The following is an 18,186-nucleotide window of genomic DNA, read 5'->3' on the forward strand; positions in this document are numbered from 1 at the left end:
GGGATGGGGCTGCTGGTGATCGGCGGCGTCCGCTCGGGCTCCTCGGCCTGGCGGGAGCCGTGCGAGGGCCAGAGCCAGACGGCGAGCGGCGCGAGGGCGGCGGCGATGACGGCGACCAGCAAGGCGGACCGGCGCCGCGCCGCCCGCCGCTTGGCCTTCGCGGCCGGGGGTGCCGGCTTCTCCTCGGCCTCCGCCAGGTTTTCATCGCCGGGGGGCGACTGCGTCTCGGCCGGCTGGGGCCGGATGGGGGCGAGGCCCGGTTCGTCGGGCGGCTCGGTGGCCTGGGCCGGCGGTGCGTGCTCGGCAGCGGGCAGGGGCCCGGTGGCGGCGTCCTGCGGATCTGCGGCCTCGGTGGTGATGGCGATGCGGCGGCGGGCGGCCAGCCAGGTCTCGACGGTCTGGGGGGTGGCGCCGCAGGCGCGGACGTAGGCGGTCAGCAGTTCTTCGCGGGGGAGGTCGTCGCGGGCCAGGGCGCCGGCGATGGTGGCGCGGGGAAGGACGTCGCCGGCGTCGGCGGCGCGGCGTTCGAGCTGGCGGTAGCTGAGGTCGGCCCACAGCCGTAACTGGCGTAAGGCGGTGACGAATTCTGCCGGGGTGGTGGCCGGACTCGGGTCGGGGCCGGTCTCCATACGAGTTCCTCCTGCTCGCTCACGTTGTCGAACGCAGTCAGTGTGGCGGCGGGATACGGTCGGGCGCACCCGGATCGGAGGGTTCCTGCCGGCCGGTTCAGACGATGTGCCGGTAGCCGTGCTCGACGACGTCGCGGGGCAGGGAGGCGATGCGGACGGTCTTGCCGCGCCCGGGGGCGTGGATGACCTGCCCGCCTCCGATGTAGATGGCCACGTGACGGCCACCGTTGGAGATCACCAGGTCGCCGGGGACGAGCTGGGCGCGGGTGGTGGTCTTGCCGTTTGTGATCTGCTGCCAGGTAGTGCGGTCGATGTGCACGCCGGCGGCCTTCCAGGCGGCCTGGGTCAGGCCGGAGCAGTCGTAGGCGTTCGGGCCCGTGGCGCCCCACACGTACGGCTTGCCGAGCTGGGCGTGAGCGAATGCGACCGCCTTGGCGGCGCGGTCCTTACCGGCCGGAGGCCGCTGCGGCGAGCGGGGCTTGCGCTCTTTCCCGCCGGGAGCCTTGTCCTTGCCGGTGGGGACGAGAAGGGTCTGGCCGGCGTAGATGAGGGTGGAGGCGCCGAGCTGGTTCAGGCGCTGCAGCGTCACGACGGTGGTGTGATGCCGCGTGGCCAACGTCGAGAGGGTGTCGCCCCAGCGGACGGTGATCTCCCGCGTCGCCTGCTGCGGCGCCTTCGGCCCGGGCTTCGGCTTCTGGTTGGGCTTGGGCTTGGGCGTGCCGGGGTCCTTCGGCTTCGGGGCCGGCTGCTTGGGCAGCTCGGGCTTGGGCAGCTCGGGCTTGGGCCGTTCCGGCTTGGGCACGGGCGGCAGGCCCGGGTTCGGCGCCGGCTCACCGGGGGCGATCGGCAGGTGGGGCTGGGCCGCGTGCGGGGTACGCGGGGCGGGCGCAGTGGTCATGTTCGTGTGCGGGGTGTCGGCCGCCGCGGGCCCCTGGAGGGCCAGGACCGCGCCGAGCATGACCGACAGCAGGCCCAGCAGGGACAGCGCACTGACCCGGCCCATCACCGACAGGATCACCGCCTCGGGGCGACGGCCCGCCGCCGGCGCGGTCGGGTGCACGGCGCGGCATATGGGGGAGCGGCGTGCGGAGCGCTTGGCGTGCTTGGCGTGGCGTGACATCGAAAGCCTCCTGCGATGGGAGCGTCGGCTGGGGACGCAGCGAGGCTGTTGCCGCATGCCGGTGTCTCACAAGATCTCTGGCTGTCCGGGACTGTCCGGGGGCGTCTGCGCAGGTCACGACAGGTGTCTGGCCCCCTGGGACGGCCCGGGCGCCAGGCCGGGCAGCAAGCGGCGGTCTTTGTACAACGGTGGAGAGCGCCGTTGCTCGGCGAAGAGGCGAAGAGCCGCCAGGACACCGGCGCCCTTCCGCCTGGTGATCTGAAGCTCAGCGCAGGGCCTACGCGAAAAGTTCCCCGATGGCCGTCCGGCCTGTTTCTGCGGGGCTCAGGCATTTTCCCGCGGAAGGGTGCCGTGATCGTCTTGTCCGGCGCGAGAATGACCCTCCGGAAAATGGGACCGGTGCCTTCGTCGACGAGGACCGGCCGGACTTGCCGGCAACGCGCCCCCAGCGCGCCCTCTATGTGGGCTCTCGCGGGCCCCAGGTGCGGTGGTCACCCAAAGCCCGATCATGGTCACAACAGCCGCGCCGTGAGGGACGGCCTGTAGGCCCTGCCGGTCGGACGGACGACAACGGACACCGTCCGACCTGCTCGGACACTCCCAGACGAGCGCGGACACTGTGATCTCTTGCCGGACACCCGGCCGGCGGTTGAAGGTGTTGTCACCATCCCCGCCGGGCCGGTCAGAGCACGCCGGCTCGCCTCTGCCAGGAGGCATAGGGCCGCTCCCTGACGGTCACTCATTTCATTCTCGGAACACGGCGGGCGGCGCCGGTAACGGCAGGTTTCCTCGAGAAAACCTGGTCCGCACCGGGCGCGCTGGACATCGACTCACTCACCTCGACAGGGGATCGACGTGCGCCTTGCCATGACCAGAAAAGTGCGCAACATCATCAGCGGTGCGAGTGCCGCCGTCCTGGCGGCGGGCGGCATCGCAGCGGCCGCCAACGACCCGTCCTCGGGCGAACGGCCTGTCGGCTTGATATCAAAGGCAGCTCCGGCCGCAGGCGGCGCCGCTCAGGGCAACGGCGTGTTCACCGCCGCGCCGGACATGGCCAAGGGCGCCCACAAAAAGCCGGTACCCGCGACACCGGTGAAAACGAACTCGAAGGACAAGCCCGTCTACCTGATCAAGGGCCTGGACCCCTGGCCCAGCCCGACGCCGGGTGTGAGCTGCAGGAACTACTGGGGGCCCCTGCTCGATGCGCTCGGAAACGAGGGCTGGGCCACGAACAATGGGGACCGCCGCATGGTGGGCTTCTATGCGGGCGACCACATCGACTGCGACACCCGGATCGCCGAAGGCGACCAGAACACCGCCATCACCACCCTCGGCCTGAAGCTGGCCCGGCACATCCACGACAACTACTCGAAGAAGGGGCAGTCGGTCGACATCGTGGCCCACTCGATGGGCGGCCTGATCGCCCGCTCCGCGCTGACCGGCGTCCAAAGAGGACTCCCCGGATACCCGAAGTACCTGTTCGTCGAGGACGTCGTCACCATCAGCACCCCCCACGCCGGCTCCGACTCCGCCACATGGTGCGCTGGCACGGTGCTCTACTCAGTCCGGCAGTGCCGGCAGATGAAGCCGGGCTCCGGCTTCATGCGGTGGCTGGGGAACAGCGCACCACAGGGTCAGGGTGGCACCGACTGGACACTCATCGGCGGGTACGACGACGCGCAGGTAAGCCCCAGGTCGTCCGTCGACGGCATGCACGGGGTCAAGCACCGGGTGCGGTACGAGTCCGGCCAAGGGCTGGGACACAGCACCATCAACATCACCCTCAAGGGCACCTACCGGCAGCAGTACGACAACGGCAGCGGCTGGAAGACGGTCAGGAACGGCGCTGCCCCGGCCCGCGCCGCGATGAACGCGCTGTACTGGTCACGCGCCTGGTAAGCCAGGTCTTTAACGCTCCGGGCTCCCCTTTCCACCACGGAGGAGACCCGGAGCCGTCACACCTACGCCCAAGCATTGCCCCTGTTGGGTCCGACAGGGGCAATACGCGCTGTATCTGCGCTGTGCGGCTGGCAGCGGTCGGCGTACGCCCGGTACGCCGTGCGTTCGGGCGGGGTGGAACCGCCGTCGGCGAGCATGGCGCAGCGGTTCAGTGCTGGATAGGCCGCGTCTGGGCTGGGCATCTGCACGCGATGTACAAGCACGAGCAGGGCTTCTGAACCTCTCACACCGGATGTAGCGTTACGGCATGATGGTTTGGATCTTTATCGCCATGACCCTGATCTTTGGAAATCTGACCACCTGGTTGTCCTTGCGTGACAGGCGCCAGCAGATGGAAAGCGCTGCTCGATAGCTCGAGCAGCCGTGAAGGGCAGCGACTGCCGGTGCCCTCCACCGAATCTTCTGTGGCTCAGAGGAGCGGTGCTCGTCTCGCAGCGACACGGGGTGAGCGCCCTCGTACGTCACGAGCCCCAGGGACAGCGGTGACAGCCCAGGACGCCCGGCTCGCGGGCGCACCGCTGGCCGCCGCCGCGGCCTTACCGTCACGCCGGGGGCTGGCTGTGGCATCTTCGGCACGCCGGCGACCTTCCGCGCCGGTTCCGTGATGTGTGGGGGCAGGTGGTGGTCGAGCGCTTTGACGTCGTCGCACAGCTGGGTCGTCAGCCCCTGCGGAACTGTCGCGGTGAACAGCTTTTGCGGGTCCTGCGCCTCCCCGAGCTAGATCCGAACCCTCGGTTGTGCTTCCAACGAAGGAGTTCTCGTGCAATCAGCCACCGATGCGGACGTACTCGCCTACAAGGGGCTCGACGGCGTCCCTCTCTAGCTGCTGTTCGGAATCGTCATTCTGACCTTCGTCATCTTCGGAGTCGCGCAGGCCTGAAAGAGGAAGTAGACCCTGAAAGCCAGGCAGTGGGCGGCGCCTGTCCATGCTCCGGCCCACTGCTGATGGCAGCCGGGTGTCGCGCCCCTGCTGGACCGTAGCCGATGCCGAAAATGGGGTCCGGCGCCAGGAATGGGATATGCACGGAGGGATCGGACGGCCAGACACGCGCCGACAGGGCAGGTCTGACGGGTGGTGGAACAAAGCTGGTGGGCGCCTGGCGCAGTACGAGGGGCAAGCGAACGTCGGTCTTCGACTGCTGCCAAGGCTTCAGCGCCGGCGCGGCGGTTGAGCCACCTTCCGCGAGTAGAGCGCCCACGGGGGCGGTGGCTGACCCAGCCCTTGAGAGCGGAGTCGGCTCACGCGGACAGCTGGCTTCGGCAGGCGCGGGCGCCCGCCGGGTGAGGCGGACTGCTCGGACAACATCCGCGTTCCCTCGGTCTCACCGTGAGCGCCCGCTGGGCCGGCCGCTCAGTTCCCTCATCCGCAGGGCGCTCTGGCCTCGACGGCCGAGCAGGCGGTGGGCTCTCTCGCGGCCGTGTGGAGCGTCCCTGTGCCCGCGGGCGTGCTGCAGGCAGCACTGGTGCCGCTGGAGGAGCGCGATCCTGATGACGAGCGTTCGGATTGCCGACTGGGCCCACGCTCCTCGTCGACCAGAGCCACCCCAAGGTCCACGCCCTCTACCGTTCATGGGGCTGGACCACCCTGGGCGACCTGCGCCCGCACATCCCGAACGCACCCCTCTTCCACGCCATGCTGCGAGAACTGGCCCCGATCACCGGAGGAAGCGCCACGTGATCGTCTTTGAGATCCGCTCGGGTGAGCTCGTCGACACGCTGAATCGCCAGGCCGCCGCAGCCGGCATCACCAACGCGGCGATCGCGTCCCTAATCGGAGCCGCCGACTCCTTCACCGTCTCCACCATGTCCGCAGACGACGCACTCAAGGACAACGTCACCACATACGACCTTCCCGGCGAAATGAGTGGAAACGGCGAAATTTGCAACGGCTCCGTCCACCTCCACGTCGTCATGGGCGTCGAAGGCGACCGAGCGATCGCCGGCCACCTCCACGAAGCCGTCATCGGCACCCACTTCGCCCGCGCCTACGTCATCCCCACGACCTGAGTCGGGCGTCGCCGAGAGCTGCGGGACCGTGAGGCCCTCACGGTGTGACCGTGATGCCCTGGCGTCCGGCCCACGGGCGTTTGGTGACCGGTGGTCAATCCGCCATAGCCACGGACGAGCGGCCTTTCCGTATCCGGCCACGGGTACAAGCGCCCGCTCATACGATCTGGGCGCATGGCTACCGCAGCGCCGGGGCGACGTCAACGAGTCCGGAGTCCGGCGACACGCCAGCCGGCGTCGGTGAGGTTCAGGCGGAGTGACACCTCGAAGGAGCTGTGCCGTGGCTCCGCGGACTTGCTGGTGAGGATCCTGCGGTAGGCAACCCGTACGTGCACTATGGAGGGCGTTGGCGGGGCGAGGTCCACGGGCACGTCGATGCTGGTGACTTCGGTGGTGAAGAAGGCCTGGTCCTTGCGCAGCTCGGCCCAGTCGGCGTCCGGGCTGGGCGTTCGCGGCTTCCCCAGGGACTCGGCCAGCGACCCGGTGGCGTATTTGGCCGCCCGCAGCGACGCATCATCGAAGGACTGGTCGGCGCCGTCACGCGCGTCGTACTCGGTGAGGGCTTTGATGAAGTCGTGCGCTGTCTTCACCGCGCCGGGAGACAGACCCGGAGCCACCGACGCAGAAGCGGCAGGGTTCGCCACGGGAGTAGGGGAGGCCGTGACAGGAGCAGGCGGCGTCGAGGCGGTGCTCGTCGCGCACGCGGCTGTCAGGCCAAGCACGGGAGCGACCAAGGCGAGGGCGGTGGCTATGCGGATGGTCGCGGACTTTTGTCCCGATGGCGCCGGTGATCTGCTCATTCGCCGCACATTACTCTGTCGCAAATGGCCGGGGCTGCGGTACCCCTGCGGCGGCACATCGGTGGTGTTAGCCATCAACGGCCCCCGGCATGGCCGGCGGTCACTAGGCTGAGAGTCCCGCTGGAGCCCTGCACGCCGATGCACACATGCGCGCTCCCCGAGCGCTGAGTCGGCCGCCCTCTGCTGCCCGGAGACCGCGATGACCTCCCCCCGATGGACCACCCTCACCGAACAGCTGCTGCGCCGCGAGAACCGGAGGGCCGAGGGCACCGCGTGGGCCATGCGCCAGGTGATCAGTGACAACGCCCCGCAGGCCAGCCTTGCGGGCTTCCTCATCGCTCTGCGCGCCAAGGCCGAAAGCGCGGAGGAAATCGCCGGGCTGGCCGACGCCCTCCTCGCCGACACGCACCCCCTGGTGCTGGATGACACCGTCGACATCGTGGGGGTGTTCACGAGTAGGGATGACCTGATGCCGATCTCGAATTTTGGCTCTGACCGGAGTTCCGTGAATCCGCAGGTCAGTGGAGGAGTGCGGGAACGATTCGGCAGGGGATCTCCCGGTCATGGGGTTCTGCTCGCTGGATGATGTGCTGTTCCCGCAGATCGACGTGCGGTTGGAGGAGCTGGTGTTCGCCGCGGACGCGTTGGTCGTGTCGGCGGTGGCCTGCGGCCCAGCACCGCGGTGTCCGACATGCCGGGCGAGAGCCCGGCGGGTGCACTCCTCCTATGAGCGAGGGCTGGCCGAGCGCCCGTTATCCGGACGGAAGTTGCAGGTCAGGCTTTAAGTGAGGCGGTTCTTCTGCGACCGGGCGTCCTGCAAGCGGAGGACCTTCGTCGAGCAGGTCAGCGGGTTGAGCGAGCGGTACCGGCGCTCAAGTCTCGGCGTGAAGCAGTGGCTGCGGGCGGTCGCCGTCGAGCTCGGCGGCCGGGCCGGTGAAGGGCTCTGTCGTCGCCTGCACTTGGCGGCGGGCCGCAGCAAGTTGCTGGAGCTGCTGGAAGCCCCGGCAGTGCCAGAGCGTGCACCGCGGGTGCTTGGTGTCGACGAGTTCGCCTTCCGCAAGGGCTGCACCTACGGAACCGTCTTGGTCGACGTCGAGGCCGGACGGGTCGTGGACGTACTGCCCGACCGCACCTCGGAGACATTCGCAGACTGGCTGCGCACGCATCCCGGCGCGGAGATCGTCTGCCGGGACCGGGCCACCGCCTACACACGAGCGATCAAGGAGGACGCTCCACATGCCCTGGGGGTCGCCGACCGCTGGCACCTGCTGCAGAACCTGTCCGCCGCGGTCGAGAAGACCTGCCATCAGCATCGAAACTGCCTGCGCAAACGCATCGAGGACGAGGCACCCCCGCCCCCGCAGCCCGTGCTCCTGGAACTCCCGCCACCGACCCTTCCCCTGACGCAGATCATCGAGCGGACCCGGCACCGCCACGCGGACGTGCGCCGGATCGTCGATGCCGGCTGGACCATTAGCGCCATCGGCCGAAGGCTGAACCTGGACCGCAAGACCGTGCGCCGTTTTCGCGACACCGACCTCGACCAGCTCCTGGCCTCCGCCCGCGAACGACGCCCCGCCGGCGTGCTGGAGCCGTTCAAGCCCTACTTCAACGCCCGCTTCACCGAGACATCAGGCCAGGTCAGCGGCAGCAGACTGTTCCTGGAGATCCGCGAACGCGGCTACCGGGGCAGCCGCCAAGTTGTACGCAAACACCTGACCGCCCTCCGCGCCGGCAACGCCGAACCCGTCCGCGCCGACATCCCGAGCCCACGCAAGATCACCTCGTGGATCATGCGCCCGCGCGAAAACCTGACCGACAGCCAGGGACAACGACTTCTGGAAGTCCGCCTCGCCTGCCTGGACATCGCCCGCGCCTGCGACCTCACCCGAGCGTTTGCTGACCTGGCCCGTCACCAGCGTGGTCAGCTCCTGCACGACTGGATACGCCAGGCCGAGCAAGACGCTCCGAAGCCGATGAGCGGCTTCGCGGGCTTCCTCCGCCGCGACCTCGACGCCGTCACCGCCGGGCTGACCCTCGCCTGGAGTTCCGGAGTCGTCGAAGGCCACGTCAACAGGGTGAAAACGCTCAAGAGAGCCATGTATGGCCGGGCATCCTTCCGGCTCCTCCGAATCCGTGTCCTGACCCGACCGTGATCCAACTGAGCAGTTCGGCTGCTGGTCAGAACTGCTCGCTGATCCGTCGAGTCAGTCCTTCGAGAAGCTCTTGAAGGCTGGCTGCATCAAGGTCGAACTGGTCGAACCAGGAGGCGGTGCTCGACCGCCAGACTCGCCCGGAACCCGCGAGCGCGAAGAGACGGCCGCCGCCGTCGCTGGCGAACACCAAAGCAGGCTCCTCCCCAGCGATCTGGATGCACCCGTACTCTCGGAAGTCGCTCGCGACCGTCGAGGCAGAGTGGATGAAGAAGCCGTTCTCCACATCGGGCAGGGAGACTTCGTCGATCACCCAGTACATCGTGGTGAGGTCCGCAGGGATCGGCGTCAGCTCCACCAGCGCGTCCGTTGCCTTGTGACTCTCCTCCGTCGCAAGCACGACCACGTTCCTGCCGGGTGGGAAGCCATGCCGTGCCTGAAACACCTGCATCAACTCCGTGACCGCCTCATCCGCCTGCTCGCACCAGCGCCGGACCCACTCGGCGTCAAGCCGCCCATCAGCCACGATCAACCTCTTCCACCCCGGAGAGACCCAGCCTCAACGAATCCGGAAGAACATACCGAAGAGTTCACGGAACTCCGGTCAGAGCCCGAATTTCCCCACTGCTGCTCTTCGCCCCAGTTGGTTCACGAAGTGAACCAACTGGGGAAAGTGGGGAGCGGGAACCAGAAGGACTCACCGATCGCTGGGTCGGTGAGTCCTTGAGCGCGTGGCGATTCAGTGAGACGAGACGAAGCCCGCTGACCGGTCGAGGTGGAATGGCGAGCCGGGGCTCTCGGGCGTCCAGCCGTCGGTGAGAGCGGTGCGGATGCTGTCAGCGACCTGGCCGGGCAGGATCGGGCGGCCTTGGGTTCCGAACCAGTCGCTCGGGTGCGGCTGGTTGGTGGTGACCACCAGCGTGGTGCCGGGAGTGTCGCCGTGTTCGACCGCGTAGGTGAGGGGTGACCGGACGAGTCCCTGGTCGTAGGTCGGCCGTCCGCGGAGTCGCCACCGGTAGGTGGTGCCGTCGACGGTGATGAGCCGGGATCCCTTTTTGACCAGTGCTATGTCCACATCCTTTCCGAAGCGACAGTAGTGAACGGCGACTGATCGTGTCCTGCCGACTGACGGTCTCAGCCTCTGCGCATGGGGATCACGTCCCGGCTTGCTGCTGGGATGGTGGGTCGTGCGGCCTCGGGAGTGGCCAGCAGGGCGACGATGGTGACGGGCTTGTCGCAGTGCGGGCAGTTCCGGACGGCCGTGGGGGCGAGTGGGGTCGGGTCTGGCGACGCTGGCGTCATCGGTTCGCTTTCAGCGACGTCAGCGGTTTCGTCGCGTTCGCGGCGTCGGCGCCGAGCGGCCTCTGCTTTGCAGCGAGGGGTGCAGTAGGTGTGCCGGGCCGCCGCATTGCGGTTGACCTGGAATGACGTCCAGCAGATGGGGCACTCCCGGAATTCAGCCAGCACGTCCGGTCACCCCTTTGCGGAGGTTGTCGGCGTGGGACTGGTGAGAGCGGAGCCGGTAGGACGGTCCGTCGATGCCGACCACGGCGGCGCGGTGCAGGAGCCGGTCGAGCATCGCGGCGGCAACGGTCGCGTCGCCGAAAGCGTCGGCCCAGTCGGCGATACCGACATTGGTCGTGAGGATCGTGCTCGACTTCAGATACCTTTGGTTGATCACTTGGAAGAGGGCCGAAGCGCCATCGCCCGGCAGCGGGAGATAGCCCAGTTCATCGATCACGAGCAGGCGGGGGCCGGCGAAGAACCTCATGATGCTCGACCAGCGGCCTTCGAGGGCGGCCTTGTGGCACTTGGCCGCGAGTTCGGCGGCGGTGGTGAAGTAGACGCGGTGGCCGGCGTCAACCGCGGAGCGCGCGAGTGCGACAGCCAGCATCGTCTTGCCGACGCCAGGCGGGCCGACCAGCAGGACGTTGGAGGCGTTGTCGAGGAACCGCAGGGTGGCCAGGTCAATCACGACCCGGTTCGCGACGTCTGATTCAGGTCGGCCGCGAAGCTTTTCGGCTTCAGCTTGGGCCGCGGCCGATGGGGGCCGGCGGACCTTGGTGCGGCAGGGCGCCTTGTCGGAGAACGAAGCGAGTACGGCTCGTTCGAGGGCGATGACGTGTCCGGCGTCCCGGATGGTCTGCCCGGCCCCGTCCGGTGCCCGGCGATGGTGCGCGATGACCGCGCGGCCAGCGGTGACCACATGCAGGTCGTCCTCGCCGAGCCGGATCCGGACGAGGACGTGGGCACCGGTCAGCCCGGGCGGGACGGAGTAGTGGTTGCTGGCGAAGGAGACGAGTCCTTGCGGGCTGACGACGCGGGTCTGCTCCAGCTCGGCGGGGAACGGACGGGTCGGCAGGTCCAGCAGCGGCTCGGCCTCGGCGAGCGCGCCGACTGTGGTCAAGGCTCCGTCGATCTTGCGTTTGCGGCTGTCCATCGGCAAGGCCAGCTTGTCGATGCCGTTCTGGCCTGCCTCGATGCTGATGCCGTCGGCGACGGTTCGCCACCAGCGTTGGGCCGCTGAGTGGTTGGCCTTCTCGACGACACCCTTGCGGTTGCCCCGCCGGGGCGGGCAGATGTCGACGCCGGCTCCGTAGTACTTCGCGACGGCGGCGAACGCCGGAAGGATCCGTCCGGTCGGCGGGTGGCAGACGGTGGCCATCCGGTCGAAGCGCCACCTCCGAGCGGTTCCGCCCAGGCGCCGAAGCACGGCGTCGATGGCCTGGACCAGGTGCGGGAAGGTCTCTGCCTCCGCGAGCACGGCCCGCCATCGCCCCGAGTGGGCCAGGGCACCGACGAGGAGATGCGCGTTGGCACCGACGCCCCACTCCGCTGGTGGGTCGGGGAGCTCAACCCAGTCGAACTGGATCTCTTCGCCCGGAGGATGCGCGATGATCGCCACGTCTCGGCCGCTCGAAGCCCGGCATGGTTCGCAGTGCGGACGTGCTTTGTATCGCCGCAAGGCTCGCGTGAACGTGGAGTACCCGCCTGCATAGCCCAGTTCCACCACTTCGTCGAAGAGCGTCGAGGCCCACAAATGGGGGTCATCGCTCAGCCGTTGGCGGCAGTACTCCAAGAAGGGCATGAACGCGTCCGGCGGCTGACGGCGATATCCGGAGACTCGCTCGCCGTTCAGATAGGCGCGGATCGTCTTGCGGTCGTGCCCCAGGTGCCGGGCGATCGCCGAGATCGACCAGCCCTGGCGACGCAGTGCGTGAGCATCCACGTCTTCCTCCCAGGTGAGCATCCAGGGCCCTTCAAACAGGCCGAACTCCGTGCCCACGCAGGCTCTCCACGACACGCCGACACCAGTTCGACACGCCGACAAGGATCACGCAAAGGGTGGGGAGATCACCTGAGCAGGTTTGGCCACCTGTAGAGCGGCACCTGAGGACAAAGAGCGCCATCAGCTCAGCAGAACTTCCAAGCCTACGGGGCCTGTGACCAGCGTGGCAGACGGTTCGCCCGGCCGTCGGCGGACGATGAGCCGCTTGATCCCGGTTGGCGTCCCATCGATCCGGCCGTGGATTTCTTCGAGGACTGGAGGAGCGACACGCATCGCCCCTGGCCCGCAAACCCATCGGTTCTGTGCTGGTGGCTCCCGTCCTTCTGGGGATCCTCTGAGGAGCCGGAATCAGAGGTGCCTCAGAGTGTGGTGATCGATGTAGGGGCAGTCAGCAGTGACCGCGACCTTCACGACGTACTGAAGCGAGAGCTTGGCTTCCCCGCCTTCTACGGCATGAACTGGGCCGCATTCTGGGATGCGATCACGGGACTCGACGAGATGCCCCGGATGTTGCGTTTCATCCGCTGGGCAGAACTGGAACGCCGAGCGCCTCTCGCCGCGGCTGCGCTCCGCGCACAGTTGGTCAGGTACGAGACGACCACTGAAGGGTTCAGCGTCGTCTACGACCAGTAGTTCTGGGCCGTCGCTCGTCATGAGGTGAGCCTTGTCCAGCTCGGTGTCATTGCGAGTTGTCGCTTACACGGTCGCGGAATTGCTGGAAGGCATGCCAGCCTGACGTCTGCCCCGGAGCGATCGGGGCCCCTTCCGCACAGTCGAAGGCCTCGCACGAGAGGGCTCCGGCAAGCCGGAAGACTGAGGTGAGCGCGTCGTCGCCGGAGCCTCTGATGTGGAGCATGATCGAGTCGACCGGGTCTTCCGAGCCAATGTGGAGTTCCATAGACCAGGTGGGTCCGAGGAGTTCGCCCCAGGTGGGGTCGGAGAGGTCGCAGTCGGGAACGGCCTGGGTGATGGCTGCGACGACGTCGTGCTGGCTGCCGATCGGGGCGGGGTTGTAGTCGTTGGGGATCTGCTGCACCGAGGTGAAGTCGTGGGGCAGGCGGAGGAGGAGCACGTCCCAGCTCATGGTGACCTTTCGAGGACGACTTGTAGGGCGAGTAGGTCTGATCAGGAGCCAAGGACACCGGTTGGAGAACGCCCGCTTCGACTCACCGCTTGATCACGGGCCTGCTTGCGGAGAGACTGCGACCCATGAGTTTTACGGGCATGCTCGCCGACGCACAGGTTACCGACGTTGAGGCGGATCTCTCCACGCAGCGGCAGGCTCACCAGTGAGTACCGACCTGCCCCACTTCCGCTACCACCCTGATCCCGTCGCAAGCGGGTCCGTCCGCGAGAGCGCCGAGACCTGCGCTTGCTGCGGGCGCACCACGGGGTGGATCTACACCGCCACTTTCTATACGCCCCTGGATGTCAGTGGGAGATTCTGCCCCTGGTGCATCGCCAACGGCAGTGCCGCTGAACGATTCGAGGGTGAATTCACCGACGCGTACGGGCTCGACGGTGTCAGCGAGGAGACCGCGGAGCAGGTCACCCGCCGCACCCCCGGCTTCCACGCCTGGCAGGATCCGCACTGGCTTGTCCACTGTAACGACGCGGCCGCCTTCATCGGCGAGGTCGGTTACACCGAGCTGGCAGCCCACCCCGAGGCACTCGACCAGCTTCGACTCGACCTTCGGATGGGTGGTTGGCACGACGCATCCCGGCTCGAGAGCTTCCTGACTCACCTTGGGCAGGGGGCGAGTGCCATGCTCTTCCGCTGCACCGTCTGCGGCACCCATCTCGCCTACGCCGACGCTTCGTAGCCCGGCCCAGCTCAGCACCCGCCCCTTCCCTTCAAAGGGTCCGCACCCATCCTGAAAAGTCGATCAGTCTCACCAGAAGTCCCAGTGCTGGGCGCCGGATTCTGTACCGCGTCGCTTCGGTGGGCGTCGAGGAGGCGGAAGAACTCTTCGACGGGAGTCGAGCCGGCCGGGGTGTTGCGCTCGATCTCGGCTGCCCAGGTGAGGGAGCTGGAGATGCCGCGATACTCGCAGGGCCAGCGGCTGAAGTCGTTTTCGGGCCAGAAGGCCCAGGGTTCGTCGATGCTGTGCACGCCAAGCGCCACCTCGACCGGGGTAGGGCGGGCAGCAAGCACCACCTGATCACTGATGCCACCGGCATCCCGCTCGCGATCACGCTGACCGGTGGCAATCGCAACGACGTCACCCAGCCATCCCCCTGCTCCAGGCCGTACCACCGGTGCCGGGCAAGCGCGGCCGGCCCCGGCGCCGCCCAGACGTCGTGCTCGGTGACCGCGGCTACGACCACGACAACATCCAGGCTCGCGCTGACAAGCCTCTCACTGGCCACGAACCGTGCGTGCGTGCCAACATGTCCGCATAAGCAAACGGATCAGCCGGCGGCAAAGTCGGGGATTTCTGGAAAGAAAACCGAGTGCTCGACCTAGAATTCTTCGACCTGAAATTCAAACCCTGATCGGGGCCGGGGATCCACACCACTTCATTGCACTGGGGCCAGGGCATAATCCTGACCCCAGTGCTCCACCTGGAGGACACGGTGAACGACCACTCGGCGGACCCAGGCCGGTCGATTTCCTGGGCTGACAACGAACTCATGTGGTGCTTGACCTACATCCGAGGTGTCACGCCGACGGAGGTTCTCACCCGGTACGGGGCGGATCCTGCGGAAGTGCAAATCCTGAATTTTCGGAATGCAGACGTTATTCAGCATCAGATGGGAGAGGAGGGAATCGCGGGGACAGTCTTGCGTCTCGGTTCGAACGGTGACTGGTCGTTCTGCCTTGAGGATTTGGGGCACGTCGGAGCGATGAGCACTGCCCTGAGCCGGGTTTCCCGCGATACTGAGACGTTTAGTCTCCATCAGAATGCACTCGGTAAGCAATACTTCCAATACTGGCGTGACAGTCGACCCATCGAACGATTCCGACCTGGTTTCGGACCGCGGCCTGATGTGTCACGCTCATGGTGGGACGCTATCGAGGAACGTCGCACGGTGAACGGCCAGGAGCTCTGGGGTTGGCTCCCCGTGATGCAGACAATCACGGCCTATACGGGAGTGGCAGTCGATAATGAGACCTTCCAGGGATCACTGCTCACTGTGTTTCTGCGCGACAGCAGTCAGGACCACACCCTGCCTTCCCCATCGACCCGTCATTCGACCGGCTACGGATTGCAGCTCACGCAGAACACCGACGAGCGACGAAAACCATAACGGCGGCGGGTGCCAAACAGCGGCTAAGAACCTCTAACGGAATGAGCGTTCGAGTGAGGTCAGGAGTCGATCTCCCAGTGGAGGGCGTTGGCTTGGGCGGGTGCTTCCAGTGTCTCCACGAGGGCTGCCGGGTCGGTGCCGGGTGGCAGGTCCACCGAGAGGTAGGTGCCCTGAAGCCACTCGCGTGGCAGGGCGGCTTCGACGCCCTTGCCGTGCAGGAGCTCGTGCAGCTGACCCCGGTCCTGGTGTTCCGCTACGAGCGCGACGCGCAGGGTCCGGTGGCCGGACTTCTGCACCACCGAGGTCACCAGGTGGTTGCTGTCGATGGTCACCACGTCGAGGTAGCAGACGCGCACCGAGTCGGCCCGGTGGGCTGCGTTCCGGTCCTGGTATGGATTTTCGGCGTTCTACTGCACCCCTGGCGAGGAAGGCGCCCACGAGAAGGGCGGCGTCGAGCGCGAGGGTGGCCGGTTCCGGCGCAAGCACCTGGTCCCGCCGCCCGAGGTCGACTCGCTGGCTGAGTTGAACGAGCGCCTCGCGGCGATCGACGCGGACGAAGACGCCCGGCATGTCCACGGCCGGCCGACCTCGATCGGCTTCGACTTCGAGCAGGAACGTCCCCTTCTGCAGCCTCTGCCAGCGGACGGATACGACTGCGGCATCGACCTAACTCCGGTGCTCCACCGCAACGGCCGGGTCACCGTCCGCCAGTGCTACTACTCGGTCCCTGCGAAGTTCATCGGCCTGAAGGTACGGGTGAAATTGCGGGCGAACGAACTGTGGATCTACGACGGCCGACTCGTCGTGGCCCGCCATCCCAGGCTGACCCGCCGCTACACCTTCCACGACATCCTGGACCACTATTTGGAGATCCTGCTGGTCAAGCCCGGTGCCTTCGCCGGCGCCTCCGCACTCGCGCAAGCACGCGCCGAGGACGGATTCACCAAGACCCACGAGGCGTTCTGGGCGGCGGCGAAGAAGAAGTGCGGGGACCGGGAAGGAACCCGGCTGCTGATCGAGGTCCTGCTGCTGCACCGTCAGCTGCCCGCGCACGCGGTGATCGCCGGGATGGGCACGGTCGTGAGGATCGGCTCGATCAGCACGGATCTCGTCGCGATCGAGGCCCGCAAGGCGATCGAGGACACCGACGAGAGCGACCTCGACACCCCCGACGAACAGGCGGACGACGCAGCGACCACCGACGGCCACGAGCCCGCGGAGTCGGCCGGGGAAGGGGCAAAGGTATCTCCCTGCACACCCGGCGACTGCCGGCCGACGCCCGCTCCGCGCTGCCGGACATGTCGAAGTACGACCGGCTGCTGTTGCCGGTGAAGAACACCACCAGCACGAGGAAGAGCACGAGCGCATGACCGCCACCCAGGCCGAAGAGGCCACCGACCAGGTCCCGGCCCGGCGGATGCCCCTGCCGGGCGATCCCGAGGAGGCGCTGATCGACGAAGCCTGCCGGGACCTGCGACTGCCGGCCTTCCGTGAACGGTTCGCGAGCTGGCCACCGCCGCCCGCCGGGAACAAGCCACCTACAAGCAGTTCCTCCTAAACCTTCTCCAAGTCGAGATCGCCGACCGGGACGTCCGCCGCCAGCAGCGGCTCGTCCGCGCCGCCCGCTTCCCACGTCCGAAGCGGCTGGAGGACTTCGACTACGACAAGAACCCCAACGTCAGCCCCGAGGCCGTCGACCTCAAGTCCCCGTCCTGGGTCCAGCAGGGCCGCCCGCTCGTCCTGATCGGTGACTCGGGCACCGGCAAGTCCCACCTGCTGATCGGGGTCGGCACCGCGATCGCCGAGGCTGGCCTGTTCGTCCGCTACACCACCAGCTCAGCCCTCGTGAACGAGCTCGCCGAGGCGGAGGCAGGACGCCGCCTCTCGTCGGTGATCGCCCGCTACAGCAAGGTCGACCTCCTCTGCCTGGACGAGTTCGGGTATTTGAACCTGGACAAAAAGGGCGCGAAGCTGCTGTTCCAGATTTTCACCGAGCGTGAGGAGTCGAGTGGGACAAGGCCTTCGGTGACCCACGGCTCTGCGCGGCCATCGCCGACCGGATCACCTTCCGCTGCACCCTCATCCAGACTGGCGCCGAGTCCTACCGATTCCGGATCACTGAAGCGGAACGCCGGGACGGATGAAGGTCCGCTCAGCACTGCCACAGGAAGGCGGCGTGAGCGCAAGGTTCGCACGCAAAGGCATACGCGCTGCCGCAGCCGCCAAAGTTCATCGACGTGCGGTGATCGGGGCCTTCCTCAAGCTGGACGATCAAGGGCATTGGGCGATCGCATGACGGGCATGACGGAGTCTCGTCCCCTTGGACCCACGAGGGCACTCCGCCGAGCTGCCCGAGCACGTCGGACTCCGGCCGGCCCGTCTTCTCAGCCCACACTTCTCGGGCTCGGTCGTAGTCCGCCGCCTCCGTGGGTTCCTGGGTGATCGAGCGGACCGCGCCGAGGGTCAAGACGTCCTCGTCGACTTCCTCTGCAAGTTGAGGCAACGGCAGCGGTTGAAGGCCTTCGGGCGGGAAGAGAAGTGCCCGGTTCCCGCCCGAGTCCGGAGCCCAGTCGTCGCACATGCCCGGGTCGTTCTGGCAAGCGAACAGCGCGAGGGTCCCACGGCCCGGGGCGGTCTCCTTACCAGCGGGATCGCTGACGTCATCCAGGACTACCTGGGCCAGGAATTGCTGAGGTCCGCCGCAGGAAGAACACGAAGGCCACTCGGTGCCGGGAGGGGCCAGTGGTCTGCCACCGGTCCGGGTGACCAGGGAATCCGGTGGGACTGGGCCTGCATCGATCATCAGGGTCGTCATGGGCCAGGACTCTAGGTCACCCCTACGACACGCCCGCGGCCAGCACGGTCTGGCGACCCTGAGCACGAGGCCGGGCCCTTCCAGACCGCGCCTGTCAGGGACACGGACCGGCAGAGCCCGGGAGCCACAAGCTATCGGCTCCAACCGTATCGAGCCCGCTGA

Annotated in this window: 18 protein-coding genes and 3 pseudogenes; 11 read left to right on the forward strand and 10 right to left on the reverse strand. The window is 67.4% G+C overall.

Going from position 1 to position 18,186, the window contains the following annotated elements:
* Together ACSNOD_RS05640 and ACSNOD_RS05645 are read right to left on the reverse strand one after the other, a co-directional pair.
* A pseudogene (locus tag ACSNOD_RS05640) lies at nt 1-629 on the reverse strand (hypothetical protein); the annotation flags it as partial.
* Nucleotides 630-726: 97 nt separating this feature from the next.
* Nucleotides 727-1,749, reverse strand: a complete 1,023-nt coding sequence (locus ACSNOD_RS05645; RefSeq protein ID WP_436765621.1) for an NlpC/P60 family protein — start codon at nt 1,747-1,749, stop codon at nt 727-729.
* Between the two features lie 879 nt (nt 1,750-2,628).
* Between ACSNOD_RS05645 and ACSNOD_RS05650 the strand changes: the two genes are divergently transcribed.
* From ACSNOD_RS05650 to ACSNOD_RS05660, 3 genes are all read left to right on the forward strand, one after another.
* Entirely contained in the window at nt 2,629-3,648 is a 1,020-nt protein-coding gene (locus ACSNOD_RS05650) for an esterase/lipase family protein (RefSeq protein WP_436765622.1), read from the forward strand.
* Between the two features lie 1,564 nt (nt 3,649-5,212).
* Nucleotides 5,213-5,386, forward strand: coding sequence for a hypothetical protein (locus ACSNOD_RS05655; protein WP_436765623.1), 174 nt, complete (start codon nt 5,213-5,215; stop codon nt 5,384-5,386).
* The gene (locus tag ACSNOD_RS05660) at nt 5,383-5,715 is read left to right on the forward strand and encodes a PCC domain-containing protein (RefSeq protein WP_436765624.1); all 333 of its coding nucleotides are present in this window, start codon (nt 5,383-5,385) and stop codon (nt 5,713-5,715) included. The genes ACSNOD_RS05655 and ACSNOD_RS05660 overlap by 4 nt, the downstream gene beginning before the upstream one ends.
* A 200-nt stretch (nt 5,716-5,915) precedes the next feature.
* Here ACSNOD_RS05660 and ACSNOD_RS05665 read toward each other — a convergent pair whose 3' ends face one another.
* Nucleotides 5,916-6,305, reverse strand: coding sequence for a hypothetical protein (locus ACSNOD_RS05665; RefSeq protein WP_436765625.1), 390 nt, complete (start codon nt 6,303-6,305; stop codon nt 5,916-5,918).
* Nucleotides 6,306-6,714: 409 nt separating this feature from the next.
* Here ACSNOD_RS05665 and ACSNOD_RS05670 point away from each other — a divergent pair, with 409 nt between their 5' ends.
* Nucleotides 6,715-7,101, forward strand: a complete 387-nt coding sequence (locus tag ACSNOD_RS05670; protein ID WP_436765626.1) for a hypothetical protein — start codon at nt 6,715-6,717, stop codon at nt 7,099-7,101.
* Nucleotides 7,102-7,300: 199 nt separating this feature from the next.
* The gene (locus ACSNOD_RS05675) at nt 7,301-8,671 is read left to right on the forward strand and encodes an ISL3 family transposase (RefSeq protein ID WP_436765627.1); all 1,371 of its coding nucleotides are present in this window, start codon (nt 7,301-7,303) and stop codon (nt 8,669-8,671) included.
* Nucleotides 8,672-8,696: 25 nt separating this feature from the next.
* Here the strand turns inward: ACSNOD_RS05675 and ACSNOD_RS05680 are convergent, their stop codons facing one another.
* The 3 genes from ACSNOD_RS05680 to ACSNOD_RS05690 form a co-directional block, all read right to left on the reverse strand.
* Nucleotides 8,697-9,194: a hypothetical protein gene (locus ACSNOD_RS05680; protein WP_436765628.1), complete on the reverse strand. Its 498-nt coding sequence runs from the start codon at nt 9,192-9,194 to the stop codon at nt 8,697-8,699.
* Nucleotides 9,195-9,407: 213 nt separating this feature from the next.
* Entirely contained in the window at nt 9,408-9,737 is a 330-nt protein-coding gene (locus ACSNOD_RS05685; RefSeq protein ID WP_436765657.1) for a hypothetical protein, read from the reverse strand.
* 387 nt (nt 9,738-10,124) lie between these two features.
* Nucleotides 10,125-11,954 (reverse strand): ATP-binding protein, encoded by a 1,830-nt coding sequence (locus tag ACSNOD_RS05690; protein WP_436765629.1) that lies wholly within the window; start codon nt 11,952-11,954, stop codon nt 10,125-10,127.
* A gap of 369 nt (nt 11,955-12,323) precedes the next feature.
* Here ACSNOD_RS05690 and ACSNOD_RS05695 point away from each other — a divergent pair, with 369 nt between their 5' ends.
* Nucleotides 12,324-12,590 (forward strand): barstar family protein, encoded by a 267-nt coding sequence (locus tag ACSNOD_RS05695; protein ID WP_436765630.1) that lies wholly within the window; start codon nt 12,324-12,326, stop codon nt 12,588-12,590.
* A gap of 46 nt (nt 12,591-12,636) precedes the next feature.
* On the opposite strand, the gene ACSNOD_RS05700 is transcribed toward ACSNOD_RS05695, so the two are convergent.
* On the reverse strand, nt 12,637-13,041 hold the full coding sequence (locus ACSNOD_RS05700) for a hypothetical protein (RefSeq protein WP_436765631.1): 405 nt from the start codon (nt 13,039-13,041) through the stop codon (nt 12,637-12,639).
* Between the two features lie 205 nt (nt 13,042-13,246).
* On the opposite strand from ACSNOD_RS05700, the gene ACSNOD_RS05705 reads away from it, so the two are divergent.
* Complete coding sequence (locus ACSNOD_RS05705) at nt 13,247-13,780, forward strand: CbrC family protein (protein WP_436765632.1); 534 nt, start codon at nt 13,247-13,249, stop codon at nt 13,778-13,780.
* Between the two features lie 11 nt (nt 13,781-13,791).
* Here ACSNOD_RS05705 and ACSNOD_RS05710 read toward each other — a convergent pair whose 3' ends face one another.
* Nucleotides 13,792-14,070 (reverse strand): hypothetical protein, encoded by a 279-nt coding sequence (locus tag ACSNOD_RS05710; protein WP_436765633.1) that lies wholly within the window; start codon nt 14,068-14,070, stop codon nt 13,792-13,794.
* 12 nt (nt 14,071-14,082) lie between these two features.
* Here ACSNOD_RS05710 and ACSNOD_RS05715 point away from each other — a divergent pair.
* Nucleotides 14,083-14,303, forward strand: a pseudogene (locus ACSNOD_RS05715) (transposase); the annotation flags it as partial.
* Between the two features lie 210 nt (nt 14,304-14,513).
* Nucleotides 14,514-15,209 (forward strand): DUF6461 domain-containing protein, encoded by a 696-nt coding sequence (locus tag ACSNOD_RS05720; RefSeq protein ID WP_436765634.1) that lies wholly within the window; start codon nt 14,514-14,516, stop codon nt 15,207-15,209.
* Between the two features lie 59 nt (nt 15,210-15,268).
* Here the strand turns inward: ACSNOD_RS05720 and ACSNOD_RS05725 are convergent, their stop codons facing one another.
* Nucleotides 15,269-15,541, reverse strand: coding sequence for a DUF4265 domain-containing protein (locus ACSNOD_RS05725; protein WP_436765635.1), 273 nt, complete (start codon nt 15,539-15,541; stop codon nt 15,269-15,271).
* 190 nt (nt 15,542-15,731) lie between these two features.
* On the opposite strand from ACSNOD_RS05725, the gene ACSNOD_RS05730 reads away from it, so the two are divergent.
* Nucleotides 15,732-16,541, forward strand: coding sequence for a Mu transposase domain-containing protein (locus ACSNOD_RS05730; RefSeq protein WP_436765636.1), 810 nt, complete (start codon nt 15,732-15,734; stop codon nt 16,539-16,541).
* A gap of 85 nt (nt 16,542-16,626) precedes the next feature.
* Nucleotides 16,627-17,353 (forward strand): annotated as a pseudogene (locus ACSNOD_RS05735) (ATP-binding protein).
* A gap of 8 nt (nt 17,354-17,361) precedes the next feature.
* Here the strand turns inward: ACSNOD_RS05735 and ACSNOD_RS05740 are convergent.
* Nucleotides 17,362-18,024 (reverse strand): DUF1963 domain-containing protein, encoded by a 663-nt coding sequence (locus tag ACSNOD_RS05740; RefSeq protein ID WP_436765637.1) that lies wholly within the window; start codon nt 18,022-18,024, stop codon nt 17,362-17,364.
* Nucleotides 18,025-18,186: the final 162 nt, after the last annotated feature.

It is taken from the genome of Streptomyces sp. URMC 123 (genome assembly GCF_051386515.1).
GTDB lineage: Bacteria > Actinomycetota > Actinomycetes > Streptomycetales > Streptomycetaceae > Streptomyces.

What these genes read in the sequence shown, in the direction of transcription:
- ACSNOD_RS05700 (WP_436765631.1), bottom strand. Translation starts at nt 13,041, where the DNA reads ATGAGCTGGGACGTGCTCCTCCTCCGCCTGCCCCACGACTTCACCTCG.
- ACSNOD_RS05645 (WP_436765621.1), bottom strand. Translation starts at nt 1,749, where the DNA reads ATGTCACGCCACGCCAAGCACGCCAAGCGCTCCGCACGCCGCTCCCCC.
- ACSNOD_RS05670 (WP_436765626.1), top strand. Translation starts at nt 6,715, where the DNA reads ATGACCTCCCCCCGATGGACCACCCTCACCGAACAGCTGCTGCGCCGC.
- ACSNOD_RS05740 (WP_436765637.1), bottom strand. Translation starts at nt 18,024, where the DNA reads ATGACGACCCTGATGATCGATGCAGGCCCAGTCCCACCGGATTCCCTG.